This window comes from Dermacoccus sp. UBA1591, from assembly GCF_002322065.1.
Taxonomy (GTDB): domain Bacteria; phylum Actinomycetota; class Actinomycetes; order Actinomycetales; family Dermatophilaceae; genus Dermacoccus; species Dermacoccus nishinomiyaensis.
The window spans coordinates 1-15,667 of sequence record NZ_DCNR01000070.1 but is presented as its reverse complement, the minus strand read 5'-3'; the positions used below and the strand labels follow the sequence as shown (position 1 = coordinate 15,667).

Genomic DNA, 15,667 nt, shown 5'->3' with positions numbered 1-15,667 from the left:
CGTCGCGGCCGGCGAAGCTGCGGTGGCCGTCGCGCTCGCCTCGCGAGCGCCGCTGTTCTCGCCCGTGACCTCACGCGTGTCGGCGCGTACCTCGTCGGCGTCGAGTCCTTCGCCGAGGTCGATGTGACCGCGCGCGCGGAACGCATACAGGATGATGCCGAGCGCGAGCGTCACCTCGGCGGCGGCGAGGGTGATGACGAACAGGGACATGATCTGGGCGGAGCCGCCCGGATCGGGCAGGATCGCGCTCGTCGTGACGAGCACGAGGTTCGCGGCCGCGAGCACGAGTTCGACACCGATGAGCATGAGCACGGCGTTGCGGCGCGCGAGGATGGCGTAGACACCGGCGCCGGCGAGGATCGAGGCGAGGCCGAACGGCAGCACGAGGTGGATCATCGACCGCCTCCCGAGCGTCGCGAACCGATCATCGCGAGGGCCCCGACGAGGGCGGCGAGCAGGACGAGCGAGACGACCTCGAACGGCCACGCGAACCGGCCGAACAGGTTCTGCGCGAGGTCGGTCGTCGTGCCCGAGTCGATGCGCGCGCGGCGTGTGCCGAACGCCGAGACGAACGCCGAGAACAGCAGACCGCCCGTCGCCGCGGCGATGACGAGGGCGGCCATCCGCGTCATGATGGGCGCGTCGTGGTCGCCGCTGCGCCCGATCGGCGCGCGCGTCAGCATGACGGCGAACAGGACGAGGACGACGACCGCGCCGACGTAGACGAGCAACTGCACGAGCGCGACGAGTTCGGCGCCGAGGACGAGGTAGCAGCCCGACAGCGTCGCGAGGCACACCGTCAGCCACAGTGCCGCGTGGACGATCTGCCGCGTCGTCACCGCACAGATCGCGGACGCGGCGCTGATGAGGCCGAGGCAGGCGAACAGGGCGTCATGGACGGTCATGGTCGCTCCCCCCTGGTCCTGGCTGTCCGGCTGCTGATGGGCGTGTCGGCTTCGGTGTGGCGGGCGGTGGCCCGCGTCGTCGTGGTGCTCGCGTTCACTGCGTCGGCCGACGTCGTTGCACGCGTGCGGGTTTGCTCGCCGCAGCCACCTCGGCGGCCCCGGGTGCGCCGTCGTCGAGATCGGGCGGCGCGGGGACGGTGCGCATCCACGCGCCGAGCTCGTCCTTCTCCTGCAGCAGGTCGCGGATGTCGTTCGTCGCGTACTCGAACTCGGGGCTCCAGAACAGCGCGTCGAACGGGCAGACCTCGATGCAGATGCCGCAGTACATGCACAAGGAGAAGTCGATCGCGAACCGGTCGACGACGTTGCGCTGACGATCGCGCCCACCGGGCGCCTCGCTCGGCACCGTCTCCTTGTGCGAGTCGATGTAGAGGCACCAGTCGGGGCACTCGCGCGCACACAGCATGCAGGCGGTGCAGTTCTCCTCGAGCAGCGCGATGACGCCGCGGCTGCGAGGCGGCAGGTCGGGCTTGACGTCCGGGTACTGCTGCACGGACGTCTTCTTCGTCATCGTGCGCGCAGTCGTGCGCATCCCGGCGAGCAGGCCGCGGATCGGACCCGCCTCACGCCCGGAGGAGGGCAGCGGGTGGACGTGGCGACCGAGATCGCGCGGGGCGTCGGGAGTCGCGTCGCCCGAGGTGGACGCGTCGTTCTCGTGAGGCTGAGTCATGCGGTGTAGATCACTCCTGCCGCGGTGAGAGCGAGTTGGACGAGTGCGAGCGGGACGAGCACGAACCAGGCGAAACGCTGCAGCTGGTCCTCACGCAGCCGCGGCCAGCTCATGCGTATCCACAAGATGACGAAGGCGACGACGGCCGTCTTGAGCAGCATCCACACGAACCCGAGCGCGCCCTCGAACGGGCCGTTCCACCCGCCGAGGTATAGCGCGGCGAACAGTGCCGACATCACGACGATGCCTGCGTACTCGCTCAGCAGGAACAGCGCGAAACGCAGGCCGGTGTACTCCGTCATCACGCCCATGACGACCTCTGAGTCGGCGACGGGCATGTCGAACGGCGGGCGTTGCAGCTCGGCCGTCATCGCGACGAGCAGGACGAACGCGCCCGGCAGCTGCCACAGCAACCAGATCGGGTGCCACTCGTGGACGATGCCGGAGATGCTGAGCGAACCCGCAGCCATCGCGAACGACGCGCACGCGAGGATGAGCGGCACCTCGTAGCTGACGAGCTGCGCGGCCGACCGGAACGCGCCGAGCGTCGCGTACTTGTTGCCCGAACCGAACCCTGCCATGAGCGTCGCGACCGTGCCGATGCCGGAGACGGCGAGCACGTAGACGAGCGACGCGGGCAGGTCACCGGCGACGAGGCTCGGCGTGAACGGGATGGCCGCGAGGGCCAGCAGATAGCTGAACATCGACACCGCCGGCGCGAGCTTGAACACGCCCCGGTCGGCGGCGCGCGGCGTCACGTCCTCCTTCTGCGCGAATTTGACGCCATCGGCGACGAGCTGCGCCCACCCGTGAAAACCGCCGGCCTCCATCGGGCCGAGGCGCCCCTGCATGTGCGCCATCACCTTGTGCTCGACCTGGCCGAGCACGAGCGGCAGCACCATGAAACAGGCGAGCACGGCCACGCTGCGCAACGTCACGTCGAGAACGCTCATCGCGGCCCCCACGTGTCGTCGGGGACGCCCGGCGCCATGACCTTGCGGCGCTTGGCCGCTCCCGCGCGAGGGCTCTCACCCTTGGACTCGCCGGGGTCCTTGATGCCCGGCCACTCCTTGCTCGCGCGCGCCGTGAGGACGAACGACTTTCGCAGCGGCGTGCCGATGAACGTCTCGGGCAGCAGCAGCTTGCGCGGACCGGCGCCCGTGCCGTCGTCGAACCCGTCGAAGACGATGCCGAACATCTCGAACGTCTCACGTTCGTGCCATGCCGCGCCGCGCCACAGGCCGGTGAGGCTCGGGGCGTGCGCAGGGTCGTCACCCGAGGCGAGCGGCACCCGTGCGCGCGTCATGACACTCGCGCGCACGCCGGGGACGTCGCCGTCACCGATCTCATAGAGGTGGCTGACGAGGTCGAAACCTGCCGGCTTGTCGGGCAGATCGCGATCGGTCTCGTCGACGGCGGTGACGAAGTCGAAGAACGTGTAGCCGTCGGCGCGGTGCGCTTCATGCGTGGCGATCCACTCGTCGAGCGCGACGTCGACGCGGCGCGGTTCGCGGCTCATGCGTCATCACCGGTCGTGGGGGTGTCGGGTGTCGGGGCGTCGGCCTTGGTGGCGCCCGTCGCCTTCGTCGAGGGGACGTCGTGCCCCGGCTTCGTCACGAGCGGACGCTGGACGGACGCGGCGCTGCGGCGTTTGGTGGAGAACGGGTTGAGGCGCGACATGATGCTCTCGCCGGTCAGCTTCTCCTGCGCGATCTGGTTCTGCAGCGTGACGATGCCCTGCAGCAGCGCTTCGGGGCGCGGCGGGCAACCGGGCACGTAGACGTCGACGGGCACGAGCTGGTCGACGCCTTTCGTCACGGAGTACGAATCCCAGTACGGCCCACCGGAGTTCGAACACGCGCCGAAGCTGATGACGTACTTCGGCTCGGGCATCTGGTCGTAGAGGCGACGGACGGCGGGCGCCATCTTGTCGGTGACGGTGCCGGAGACGACCATGAGGTCGGCCTGGCGTGGGCCCGGCGCGAAGGGGATGACGCCGAGGCGGATGAAGTCGTGGCGCGACATCGAGCCGGCGATGAATTCGATGGCGCAGCAGGCGAGGCCGAAGTTGAACACCCACAGTGAGTAGCGGCGCCCCCAGTTGAGGACGAGCCGCATCGGCTTCGGTGCATGCTCCTGCGCCATGCCGACGTGGGGACGCACCATCGGCATCGGCAGGTCGACGGCGGGCGCTGCGGTGGCTTCGATCGGCCCTGCCGTGGGGGAGGTCGCGTCGGCGGCGGGCGTGCGGGAATCGTCGGTCATCGTCGGCTCACCTCACAGCCAGGCCAGCAGGCCCCGGCGCGCGGCATGCGCGAGGCCGACGAGCAGGACGAGGATGAAGATGCCCATCTCGAACAGTGAAGCAACGCCGAGACCGCTCGTGCGCAGGACGAGCGCCCACGGGAACAGGTAGACGGCGTCGACGGCGAACACCACGTAGAGAAACGCGAACGCGACGTACCGGAACCCGGACTGCTGCCAGTTGCCGGCGATGGGGTCGACGCCCGACTCGTACGTCGTCAGCTTCGTCGGGCTGGGCACGCGCGGTGCGAGGACACGACGGACCACCATGGCAGCGACGAAGAGCGCGACGCCACCGAGGGTGACGCCGAGCACGACGAGGTAGCCCAGCAGACCGGAATTCACCGGGCCAGCCTATCGGGGCGCACCACCTGCGCCCGCGAGGCTGGCGCGTGTGTCTCGCCTGTGGGCGTTCTGCGGTGATGCCGGGCATCATGCGGCTGCCCTCTCACAGATGGAGTGGGGAGCCTGTCTGCCCCTGCTACCGACGGGAGTTCGTCGGGGCACAAGGCCCGCACCCGCAGCCGTGGCGTTCATAGGCTCCTGCCGGCAGGTGCGATGTCGCCGGCAGGACGCAAGAACCCCGGAATCCCGCGGTTGTCGGAGGCAGCGTCTACTGTCTGTGACGTGGCACTCATCCTGCATCGGGAAGCTTCCCCGACCGCGCTCGCCGAGCAGCTCGGCTCGCTCCTCGCGAGCGATCCGCTCGACGTGTTCGACCGTGAACTCGTCATCGCGCCCTCCCCCGGCGTCGAGCGCTGGCTGAGCCAACGCCTCGCGCACGAGCTCGGCTCGGACATCGGCGACGACGGGGTGTGCGCCGGGCTGAGCGTCCACACGCCGTACTCGTTCATGTCGTTCGCCCTCGGGCGCGAGTTCGACGACCCGTGGCACCCCGACCGGCTCGCCTGGCTCGTCCTCGAAGCCGTCGACGCGGCCGTGCAGCGCCCCGGGTTCGAGACGCTCGCCCACCACCTCGGGGCCGATGCGCTGTCCGGTGGCGCGTCGAAGAACGACGCGTGGTTCCACCGTGCCCGCCAGTCTCGTCGGTACGCGGTCGCGCGTCGCCTCGCGGGGCTGTTCGCGCGCTACAGCGACGAGCGTCCCGCGCTCGTTCGTGCTTGGGAGAGCGGTGCCGGCGGCGACGTCGCGCCCGACCTCGCGTGGCAGCCCCGGTTGTGGCGTGACGTTCTCGACGTGGCGCGCGCGCACGGCATCGACGAGTCGCCCGTCGCGCGACTCGACCGCGTGTGCACCGGCCTGCGCGACGGCACGCTGACGCTGTCCCTGCCGCGGCGCGTCAACTTCTTCGGCTACACCCGGGTGTCGACGGCGACACTCGATCTGCTCGAAGCGCTCGCCGCGCGTCACGAGACGCATCTGTGGCTGCCGCACCCGAGCGACGCCCTCTGGCAGCGGTTGCGCCAGCTCGATTCCGGCGGCCTCCGGCGCCGCGGCGACGACAGCGCGCGCGCCGCGGAGCATCCGCTGCTCGCCACGCTCGGGCGTGACGTCCGCGAACTCGAACTGACGCTGCTGCGACGCGACGTCGAGGACGCGAGCGCACCGGCGGCCGCCCCGTTTGGTCAGGGGCCTGCCGGTGAGGGATCCTCGCGCGGGGCTGCTGCCGGCACGCGCCTCGAGCAGCTGCAGGCCGACATCCGCGCCAACCGCGCCCCGAGCGCCGTGTCGACCATCGACGACACGACCTCCTTCCAGGTTCACGCCTGTCACGGCCCGGCCCGTCAGGTCGACGCCCTGCGCGAGACGCTGCTGTGGCTGCTCGACGAGTCCGAGGGCAGGCTGCAGCCGCGCGACATCGTCGTCATGTGCCCCGACGTCGAGACGTACGCGCCGCTCATCAAGGCGGCGTTCGCCTCCGTCGACGACGACGGCGCGCACCATCCCGGTCGACGTCTGCGCGTGCAGCTCGCCGACCGCGGCCTCGCCGCCACCAACCCCCTCGCCGAGGTGGCCCTGCGACTGCTCGGCCTCGCCGGCGGGCGCGCCACCGCATCCGAGGTGCTCGACTTCGCGCACCTGCCCGCCGTGCGCGAGAAATTCGGTTTCGACACGGACGCCCTCGACCGCATCAGCCGGTGGGTGCGCACGAGCGGCGCACGTTGGGGTTACGACGCCGAGCACCGCCGCGAGTACGGCCTCCTCCAGATGCCGGCCAACACGTGGACGCTGGCTCTCGACCGGCTCGCACTCGGCGTCGCGATGAGCGCCGACACCGAAGCCCCGGCGGGCGCCCTGCTGCCCATCGACGACCTGGGCACCTCCGACATCGAGACGGCGAGCGCCTTCGTCACCCTCATGACGGAGGTGACGGCGGCCGCCAAGGCCGTGCGCGGCACGAGCTCAGCGGGCGTCGACCTTCCCCGGGGCAGTTTCACGCCGCAGGAATGGTTCGACTGGTTGCGGCGTCACGTGGGTGCCGTCGCTGCTCCGTCACGCGACGAGGCGTGGCAGCTCGGAGCGTTCGAGCGCGAGTTGGCGTTCCTCGCCGAAGGCAGCACCCGCACCGGTCTGCGTCTCACCGACATGCGCGTCATGCTCGAACAGCGCTGGGGCCCGCGCCCGTCGCGCAGCAACTTCCGCAACGGCGCCGTCAGCGTGTGCACGCTGACGCCGATGCGTTCGGTGCCGCACCAGGCCGTCATCCTGCTCGGCCTCGACGACGAGAGCTTCCCCCGCTCCTTCGTCGTCGACGGTGACGACGCACTCGCTCGCGACCCTCAGCTCGGCGAGCGCGACCCGCGCAGTGAGGACAGACAACTGCTCCTCGACGCCGTCATGGCGTCGCGCAAGCACCTCATCGCGTTCTACTCGGGCTTCGACGAGCGTGACGGTACTCGCCGCCCGCCCGCCGTCCCGCTGCAGGAGCTCATCGCCGCGGCCGCCGCGACCGGCGCGCCGACCCCCGAGGACGCCGAGCGTCACCCCTTCGAGTTCGTCCACCCGCTGCAACCGTTCGACGAACGCAACTTCACGTTCAGGTCACCCCTGCCGGGTGGCTCGTACGACGCGGCCGCGCTCGCCGGCGCGCGTTCGTTGCGGCAGGCGCGTGAGAGCGGACGCGACGTCGCCGACGAGACCTCGCTGCCGCCGCTGCTCACCGGCCTGCTGCCGGCCCACGAACCCCGTGACGTCACCCTCGACGAGCTCGTGAGATTCATCGAGAACCCGGCCCGCACGTTCCTGTCCGACCGGCTGCAGACGGGCGTCACGTACGAGGCCGACGAGACCGAGGATGCGCTACCGATCGACCTCGACCCGCTCGAGCAGTGGGCCATCGGCGATCGCCTCCTGCGTCGCACCCTCAGCGGGGTGCCGCTGGAGCAGGCGAGCGCCGAGGAGAGCCACAGTGGCGCGTTGCCACCGAGCCCGCTGCCGTCGAAGATCGGCGACATCACGCGCAAGGTCGGCGCCATCCTTCAGGGCCTGCCGCCGGGTGAGCGACGCAGTATCGACGTGTCGATCCCCCTCCCACTCAACGGACCGAGCGGGCCGACCTCCGTCCGGCTGACGGGTGTCGTCCCGCACGTCATCGGCGACGAGATCCAGATCGTCAACTACAGCTCCGTCAGTGCTCGGCACCTCGCGCGGGCTTGGGTGAGCGTCCTCGCGGTCGCCGCCTCGCGTCCCGGGCAGGAGTGGAGCGCCGCCGTGCGCGGCAAGTACGGCGAGTGCCGCCTCACCGCACCCGATGACCCGCTCGGCGTGCTCACCGACCTCGCGTCCCTGCGCCTCGACGGTCTGCGCGCGCCCCTGCCGGTGCCGGCGAAGACGTCGCTCGCGTTCATCGAGGGCTACCGCACCGGGCGACGCTCGCGCAACGCCACTGAAGAACTCGCCCTCAACGTCGGGGCGAGCAAGGCGCTCCCGGTCTGGGTGGGTACGTTCGATCGCGAAGGTGAACGCGACGACCCCTGGTGGCAGCGCGTTTACGCGCCACAGGTGCCCTCACTCGACCGGCTCAATGCCGGCAACGTGTTCATCGACCGGAGCAAACGGCTGTGGATGCCGCTGCTCGACCAGAAGGGACCGATCGGGCGATGACCGAGACGCCAGCACCCGTCGCGACGAACCCGCTCGGGGCACCCGCGCCGCCGCCGTCCGTGCAGTTCGACGTCACGGCGCCCATCCCGCACGGCACAACCCTCATCGAGGCGAGCGCCGGAACGGGCAAGACCTGGACGCTGAGCGCCCTCGTGACCCGTCTCGTGGCCGAGGAGGGGCTGCCGCTCGAGGAACTGCTCGTCGTGACGTTCTCCCGCGCCGCCAGCCAAGAACTGCGCGAACGCGTGCGCGAACAGCTCGAACGCGTGCTCACGCGGCTGCGTCAGGCGCCCCGCGACGACGACGGCGCTCTCGTCGCAGCCCTGCGCAGCGACGACCCAGGCGTGCTCGCCGAGCGCTGCGACCGCCTCGCCCGGGCGCTCGCGTCGTTCGACTCGGCGCTCATCGCGACGATCCACCAGTTCTGCCACGACGTGCTCAAGGGCCTCGGCGTCGCCGGCGACTCCGACTCGTTCGCGACGCTCGTCGAGGACACGACCGACCTGCGCGACGAGGTCATCGACGACCTCTACGTCGCCCGCCGCGCGCAGGATCCGTCGTTCGACCTCTCGCACGAGCGGGCACGATTCATCGGCCACTGCGTGTTGACGAACACCGGCGCCGCCCTCGACGCGCCCGCCGACGACAGCCAACGCACCGTCATCGACTTCGCCGAGGCGCTGCGCAACGAGTACGCGCGCCGCAAGCGCCGCGCCGGCATCCTCGAGTACGACGACCTGCTCGTCGACCTGCGCACCGCACTGCGTGCAACCCCGTCGATCGCCCGCGAACGGATGCGGGCGCGGTGGAGTGTCGTGCTCGTCGACGAGTTCCAGGACACCGACCCCGTGCAATGGGAGGTCTTCCAGACGGCGTTCTCGGAGGCGGGCCGCTCCCTCATCCTCGTCGGCGACCCCAAGCAGGCGATCTACGGTTTCCGGGGCGGCGACGTCCACACCTACCTGCGGGCGTCGCAGACCGCCGAGCACCGTTCGACGCTGCCGACGAACTACCGCAGCGACGGCCCGCTCGTCGACGCCCTCGGCCGCCTCATGGGCAACGTGACGCTCTCGCCCGGCATCGTCGCGCACCCCGTCACCGCCGACCGCGAGACGTCCCGCCTCGTCGGCGACGCCGCGCCGATCGAGATGCGCTGGGTCAACGGTGACCCGCTGCCCGCAGCTGGCGCGCGCAGCGCCGTCGCGCACGACCTCGCGGTACGCGCCAGCGAACTGCTGGCGAGCGGGACGACGTTCGCCGACGCGCCGCTCGCGCCGCACCACATGGCGGTCCTCGCGCGCACCCACGCACAGCTGCTCCAGGTCCGCGAGCAGCTGCGTGCCGCCGGCATCCCCGCCGTGATGATGAGTGGCGACTCCGTACTGCGCAGCAGCGCCGGGGCCTGGTGGCTCGAGCTCCTGCTCGCCCTCGAACAACCCCATCGCGCGCAGCGCGTGCGAGCCGCGTGCCTGACGCCCCTCATCGGCTGGGACGTCGCCCGCATCGACGCACTCGAGACGGCCGACGCCGACGAATCCGCCGAACTCGTCCACGCGCTCGCGGCGCAGTTCGACGAGGGCGGCATCCCCGCCGTCATGGATGCGCTGCGGGCGCGCGGCATGCTCGAACGCCTCCTCGCCCGCGTCGGCGGCGAACGCGACGTCACCGACATCGAGCACTGCGCGCAGTTGCTGACGGAGCGTCAGCTCGCGACCGGCGGCGGCATCGCGGCGCTCGTCGCGTGGGTGCAGGAGCAGAGCGCCGCGGATGCCAAGGTCACCGCCGACGCGCGCCTCATGCGTCTCGACTCCGACGCGCAGGCCGTGACACTGTCGACCATCCACGCGAGCAAGGGGCTGCAGTACCCCATCGTCTTCGCGCCGACGCTGTGGAACCGATGGGACAAGGACCGCTCGGTTCCCGACATCGTCTACACCGAGGCGGGCCGTGTCGTCTCGTTCGATCCGGGCGTCATCAACGCGTCGCGATCGCACGAGGAGGCCTCCGGCGAGGAGATGCGCCTCGCGTACGTGGCGATGACGCGCGCGCAGAGCAAGGTGGTGTTGTGGTGGGCACCGACGGCACGCAGTACCTCGAAGAGCGCTCTGCACCGGCTGCTGTTCGGTCAGGCCGCCGACGCCGCGTCGCTGGGAGAACTGCTGACGCGCCGCACGAGCGACAAGGGCAGCGAGGTCATCACCACGACCGAGCAGAACGGCCTGCCGCGCGGTGACAAGCTGTTCGAGACCCTCCAGACCTGGGCTGAACACCGGGCCTTCACCCTCACCGAGGTCGTGCCCGGCGCCAAGCCGACGCCCGTTCACGTCGCCGTCTCGAGCGACGAGATGAACCTCTCACGGTTCGACCCACGCCTCGTCGACACGTCCTGGCGACGCACGTCGTACTCCGCGCTGTCGGCCGCCGGCGAGCGCGCCGACGAGCTGGCGGGCGTCGTCAGCGAGCCCGACGCCGTCGGCGCCCAGCTCGACCCGGACGTCGACCTCGCCCTGCCGCAGGCACCGTCGGCGATCGATGTCCCGGGGGCTGACGCTCTCTCCCCCATGCACGACCAGCCGCTCGGCGCGACGTTCGGCTCGCTCGTGCACGGTGTGCTCGAGGAGGCCGACTTCCAGGCCGACGACCTCGACGCCGAGCTGCGCCGGCACATCGTCGAACAACAGCTGCGCTGGCCGGCGGACGTCGACGTCGACGCCCTCGTCGAAGCGCTGCGCGGGGTGCTCGCCACCCCGTTCGGGCCCCTGGCCGACGACGTGTGCCTGCGTCGGATCGCAACGAGCGACCGCATCGCCGAGATGGACTTCGAGATCCCCCTCGGTGGCGGTGACACCCCCCACGCCCGGGCGACCCTGCGTGCGTTCGCCGACGTCCTGCGCCGTCACCTGCCGGAAGACGACCCGCTGCGTCCCTACGCCGATCATCTCGAGGCCTCCCTGCTCGGCGAGGAGACGCTGCGCGGGTACCTGACCGGCTCGATCGACCTGACGTTCCGTCACAGCGGGCGCTATTTCGTCGTCGACTACAAGACGAACCGCCTGGGTGATCCGGATGCCCCGCTCACGTTGTCTGCTTACGGCCCCGAGGCCCTCGCCGCGGCGATGAATCACTCGTCGTATCCGCTGCAGGCGATCCTGTACGCCGTCGTCCTGCACCGCTACCTGCGCTGGCGCCTGCCCGGCTATGACCCCGAGACCCACCTCGGCGGCGTCATGTATCTCTACGTGCGTGGCATGGCGGGGGCTGACACGCCCCGCGGTGACGACGACACCCCCTTCGGCGTCTTCACGTGGCGCCCACCGGCAGCGCTCGTCGTCGCGCTGTCCGCCATCATCGACGGTCGCGAGCGAGGGAGTCAGCGATGACCGACCACCATGTCGAGACTGCGCCTGAATCGGCGGTTGTCGCGCCCGACGCGGGTCGCGCAGACGGACGCCACCCGCTCGACGTCCTCGCCGAGCACGAGTTCGTCAGCCGCGGCGACGAACTCGTGGCCCGTCGCATCGCCCGCGCCGTGGGTGAACCCGACGGGTGGCCGCTCGCGCTGCTTGCTCTCGCCGTACGCGCGGCCCGAGAAGGATCGAGCGCGCTCGACCTCACAGGCGTCGCCACGACGGGCGCCGAGGTTGCGCGTGACCAGGAGGACGAGGTCGACCTCGCGGTGACGACGCTCGCCGAGGTGATTGCCGTGCCCGACCCTGCGGCCCTCGCCGATCTCGTGCGTGCCAGTGCGCTCGCGCACCAAGGCGTCGTGCACGTGCGCGGCGACGGCGCGGACGCCGCAGATCCGCCGCTGCTCATCATGGATCGTCACGACCGCGACGAGAACCTCATCGCTGACCTCATCGCGCAGCGGCAATCACTGCTGGCTCCCCTCACCACCCAGTCGCAGGCCGATGCCGACGCGGCCATCGCCGGCATCGCGCTCGACGACGCGCAGCGCGGAGCGGTGCACTCGGTCCTGACGCGATCGCTGACCGTCCTCACCGGTGGCCCGGGCATGGGCAAGACCTACACGCTCGCTGCGATCATCCGCGCCGCCCACGCGGGGCTCGGAGCCGACCTACGCCTTGCGCTCGCGGCTCCCACCGGCAAGGCGGCGGCGCGCATGACGGAGTCGTTGCGCGAGAACGGCGTCGGCCCCGACGCGGCCCCCGACGCCATCACCCTGCATCGGTTGCTCGGGTGGGATCGCACGAACTCGCAGCGCTTCGTGCACGACGCGAGCAACCCCCTGCCCCACGACCTCGTCGTCGTCGACGAGGCGTCGATGCTGTCGCTCGCGATGACGGCGCGCCTGCTCGAAGCGCTCAAGCCGACGGCGCGCCTGCTCCTCGTCGGCGACCCCGATCAGCTCGCATCCGTCGAGGCCGGTTCGGTGCTGAGCGACCTCGTCTCCGGGCTCGACGACGCGCAGATCGTGCGCCTCACGACGCATCACCGGCTCAGCGAATCCCGCCGCGATCTCGCGCTGGCCTTCGCGGCGCCGACGCCGGACGAACAGGTCGGGGGCGTCGCCGCGGTGCTGCGCGGTGGGCGTGGCGACGTCGAACACCTCAGCGAGGACGACGTCGACCTGGCCGCGCTGCCGCACGTCGCGGAATCGGCGTGGCGGCTGCGTCAGGCGGCCGCTGCCGGGGATCGTGCCGCAGCACTGGACGCCCTGCGTCAGCACCGTCTCCTGTGCGCGCACCGCACCGGACCGTACGGTGTCGCCCGCTGGAACCGCCTCGTCGAGGCCTCGCTCGCCGATCGGGGCGTCGACATCGTGGCGGGCCGCATGTACGCCGGCCGGCCCGTCATCGTGACGAAGAACGACCCGAGCCTCGGGCTGTTCAACGGTGACACGGGCGTCGTCATCGACGCGGGCGGGCACCTCGTCGTCCTCGTCGACCGCGGGCAGACGGCGGGCGAGGAGACGAAGAAACGCACCGAGTTCTCACCGTGGCGCCTGGCCGACGTCGAGACGATGCACGCGATGACGGTGCACAAGGCTCAGGGCAGCCAGGCCGAGCACGTCACGGTCATCGTGCCGCCGGTCGGTTCGCGGCTGCTGACGCGCGAAATGCTCTACACCGCGCTGACGCGCGCGAGTGCGCACCTCACCGTCGTCGGCACGGACGACGCCATCGAGCACGCGGTGCGCACCCCGGTGCGACGAGCGTCAGGGCTGGCGCGGCGCCTGCGCGAGACGAACACCCAGCGCGAGACGAAAACCGAGAATGGATAGATTTCTGATGCACTGATCGGTGTCACCTGCCCCGCCGGGATCACCCGGACCGACGACCGATGGAGAAGCGTGGCTGACGAGCAGCGCCAAGGCACGATCTACGGCTTCCTCGCCTACCTGGCGTGGGGTCTGTTTCCGCTGTACTTCCATGCCCTCGAACCGGCGGGCGCATGGGAGATCCTCAGCCATCGCATCCTGTGGACGCTGCTGCTGTGTCTCGTCCTGCTGGCGATCACCCGCAATCTGGGCTTCCTGGGCGGGTTGTTCAGGGACGCGCCCAGGCTCGGCGCCATCACCATCGCGGCGCTGCTCATCGCCGCGAACTGGACGATCTACGTCGTCGCCGTGACGAGCGGCCACGTCACCGAGGCCGCACTCGGGTACTTCCTCAACCCACTCGTGACGGTGATGCTCGGCGTCCTCGTGCTCGGTGAGAAGCTGCGGCGCCTGCAGTGGCTAGCCGTCGCGATCGGTGTCGTCGCATGCGTCTACCTCGCGATCGACTACGGCAGCCCGCCGTGGATCTCCATCTCCCTCGCGTTGTCGTTCGCCGCGTACGGCCTCATGAAGAAGCGCATCGGCGGCCACCTCAGCGCCCTCGAGGGGCTGACAGCGGAGACTGTCGTCCTCGCGCCGTTGGCCGCAGCGCTGCTGCTGTTCGTGCTGCCGTCGAAGGATCTGACGTGGAGCGGGCACGGCGTCTCGCACAGCGTTCTGCTCGCCTTTAGCGGCGTCGCGACGGCCATCCCGTTGCTGCTGTTCGCCGCGGCGGCCCGTCGCATCCCGCTGACGACGATCGGGCTGCTGCAGTTCATGACGCCGATCATGCAGTTGCTGTGCGGCGTGCTCGTGCTCGGCGAGCACATGAGTGCCGGACGTTGGGTCGGCTTCGGCCTCGTGTGGCTCGCCCTCGTCGCCCTGACGCTCGACTCGCTGCAGCACGCCACCCGCACCGCCGCGCCCGACGCGTCGCAGCCGCCGGCTGAACACGCAGCGCAGGCCACGTCAACCGCACGACGATGTAGCCAAGACGCTCAAGACGCAGGTGACGCAGCTTCTCGGCCTGCAGGGCGCGCGGGCTGTCGTACTTGCCGAGCCCGTCGAACTCGATGAGGACACGGGTACCTGCCACCCGGAAATCAGCCCGGGCGAAGACGTGGCCCGTCTCGTCGCGGATCGAGTGTTGCGGCTCCAAGGCGATCCAGTAGGTGTGGCACAACCAGCGCAGCCGGCTCTCCCCCGGCGACTCGACCCGGGCGTCCGCGAGATCGACGACGACGCGCGCCATGTTCACCCCCTTGCGACGGTCATGGAGGGCGAGCGCGTCGCACAGCTGTGCATGTGACAGTCCACGGTGCAGCGCGGCGCCCGCCACGATGAGCCCGGCCTCGGCGCCGTGACACGCCGCGACCTCGACGACGGTCTCCGCCACCCGCTGGGTGAACACCCCGCCGACGTCCTCAGGCGGTGGGCCCCACGCGACCCGACAGTCGAGCGCGTCCCGACGCGAACGGATCTCCGCACGGCGCGCCACTTCTACGCGGTGGGGCAGATGCAGTGTCGGCAGCCGATGGATGAGGGCGGCGCTCGTACTGCGGGCGTGGGCCCCTGGCAGTGCCGTGAGCGTGGCGGCAACACGGCGTCGGGCCAATTCGCGGCGCCACGCCGCCGGATTCTCGGACGTCGGCGGCGTCACGACGAGATAGCTGCCGTTGCCGAGCGATTCGAGCCAACCGTCACGCACCCGGCGTCGGACGTGGTCATGCGTGAGCCCATGGGTGGCGAGTTCACTCACGTGCAGATGATGGGGTCCGTGCTGCATTCGCTGCCGCAGCAGCTCGGGGTGGTGGATTCACTCTCGCAATGTCGCCCATCGAGGACATGGCGTGCTGGGCGAACGACGTCGCCGTGTGGGCAACCAACCACGATCGAGCGAAATCGGTGGGATCGAGCACTGCAGCGCTCGATCCCACCGATTTCGCTCGTACTCGGCTCGACTCGGCCCCGTGCGCCCAGACGTCAGGCCCCGAGCACCTGTCCCAGATACGGGTTGGCGAACACCCGCTGCGGGTCGAGACGATCGCGCAGGGCGACGAAGTCGTCGAAGCGCGGGTAGACCGAGCGCAGGTAGTCGGCGTCGTAGTCGTGCATCTTGCCCCAGTGAGGACGCGCGCCGTGTTCGCGGGTGGCGTCCCAGAAGTGCGCGAAATAAGCGCGGTGGTCGGCCTTCACGTATTGGTGGATGGCGATGTAGCAGCTGTCGCGTTCGTAGGCCGTCGACATCCAGCGATCGTCACCGGCGGCCCAGCGCACCTCGACGGGGAACGCGACGGGTTCACCGGTGCGCTCCACCCACCGCTGCATCTCGCGCAGGATCGGCTCGGCGGCCTCGAGCGGCACGGCCATCTCCGATTCGCG

General features: G+C 70.5%; 12 protein-coding genes. 4 read left to right on the top strand and 8 right to left on the bottom strand.

Annotated elements, in window-relative coordinates; genetic code table 11:
* From nuoK to B2284_RS07250, 7 genes are all read right to left on the bottom strand, one after another.
* On the bottom strand, positions 1-396 hold a 396-nt coding region (nuoK, locus tag B2284_RS07280), incomplete at its 3' end, for an NADH-quinone oxidoreductase subunit NuoK (RefSeq protein ID WP_286697341.1).
* Complete coding sequence (locus B2284_RS07275; RefSeq protein ID WP_038567014.1) at positions 393-905, bottom strand: NADH-quinone oxidoreductase subunit J family protein; 513 nt, start codon at positions 903-905, stop codon at positions 393-395. The genes nuoK and B2284_RS07275, both read right to left, overlap by 4 nt.
* A gap of 94 nt (positions 906-999) precedes the next feature.
* A complete protein-coding gene (locus B2284_RS07270) occupies positions 1,000-1,635 on the bottom strand; it encodes a NuoI/complex I 23 kDa subunit family protein (RefSeq protein ID WP_083603994.1) in 636 nt (211 codons plus the stop codon).
* Positions 1,632-2,588 carry a complex I subunit 1/NuoH family protein gene (locus B2284_RS07265; protein WP_286697340.1) on the bottom strand — a complete coding sequence of 319 codons (957 nt, stop codon included), beginning with the start codon at positions 2,586-2,588 and terminating at the stop codon, positions 1,632-1,634. Before B2284_RS07265 ends, B2284_RS07270 begins: the two co-directional genes overlap by 4 nt.
* Positions 2,585-3,154, bottom strand: coding sequence for an NADH-quinone oxidoreductase subunit C (locus tag B2284_RS07260; RefSeq protein WP_286697339.1), 570 nt, complete (start codon positions 3,152-3,154; stop codon positions 2,585-2,587). Before B2284_RS07260 ends, B2284_RS07265 begins: the two co-directional genes overlap by 4 nt.
* The gene (locus B2284_RS07255) at positions 3,151-3,900 is read right to left on the bottom strand and encodes an NADH-quinone oxidoreductase subunit B (RefSeq protein ID WP_038567009.1); all 750 of its coding nucleotides are present in this window, start codon (positions 3,898-3,900) and stop codon (positions 3,151-3,153) included. The genes B2284_RS07260 and B2284_RS07255 overlap by 4 nt, the downstream gene beginning before the upstream one ends.
* Before the next feature lie 12 nt (positions 3,901-3,912).
* Positions 3,913-4,284, bottom strand: a complete 372-nt coding sequence (locus B2284_RS07250; RefSeq protein WP_006946140.1) for an NADH-quinone oxidoreductase subunit A — start codon at positions 4,282-4,284, stop codon at positions 3,913-3,915.
* Positions 4,285-4,566: 282 nt separating this feature from the next.
* Between B2284_RS07250 and recC the strand changes: the two genes are divergently transcribed.
* The 4 genes from recC (at position 4,567) to rarD (ending at position 14,362) form a co-directional block, all read left to right on the top strand.
* A complete protein-coding gene (gene recC / locus B2284_RS07245) occupies positions 4,567-8,004 on the top strand; it encodes an exodeoxyribonuclease V subunit gamma (protein ID WP_286697338.1) in 3,438 nt (1,145 codons plus the stop codon).
* Complete coding sequence (locus B2284_RS07240; protein ID WP_286697337.1) at positions 8,001-11,384, top strand: UvrD-helicase domain-containing protein; 3,384 nt, start codon at positions 8,001-8,003, stop codon at positions 11,382-11,384. The genes recC and B2284_RS07240 overlap by 4 nt, the downstream gene beginning before the upstream one ends.
* Positions 11,381-13,249, top strand: coding sequence for an exodeoxyribonuclease V subunit alpha (gene recD / locus B2284_RS07235; protein WP_286697336.1), 1,869 nt, complete (start codon positions 11,381-11,383; stop codon positions 13,247-13,249). Before B2284_RS07240 ends, recD begins: the two co-directional genes overlap by 4 nt.
* A 69-nt stretch (positions 13,250-13,318) precedes the next feature.
* The gene (gene rarD / locus B2284_RS07230) at positions 13,319-14,362 is read left to right on the top strand and encodes an EamA family transporter RarD (RefSeq protein WP_286697335.1); all 1,044 of its coding nucleotides are present in this window, start codon (positions 13,319-13,321) and stop codon (positions 14,360-14,362) included.
* Between the two features lie 906 nt (positions 14,363-15,268).
* On the opposite strand, the gene B2284_RS07225 is transcribed toward rarD, so the two are convergent.
* The coding region (locus tag B2284_RS07225; protein WP_286697334.1) for a D-arabinono-1,4-lactone oxidase at positions 15,269-15,667 on the bottom strand (399 nt) is incomplete at its 5' end.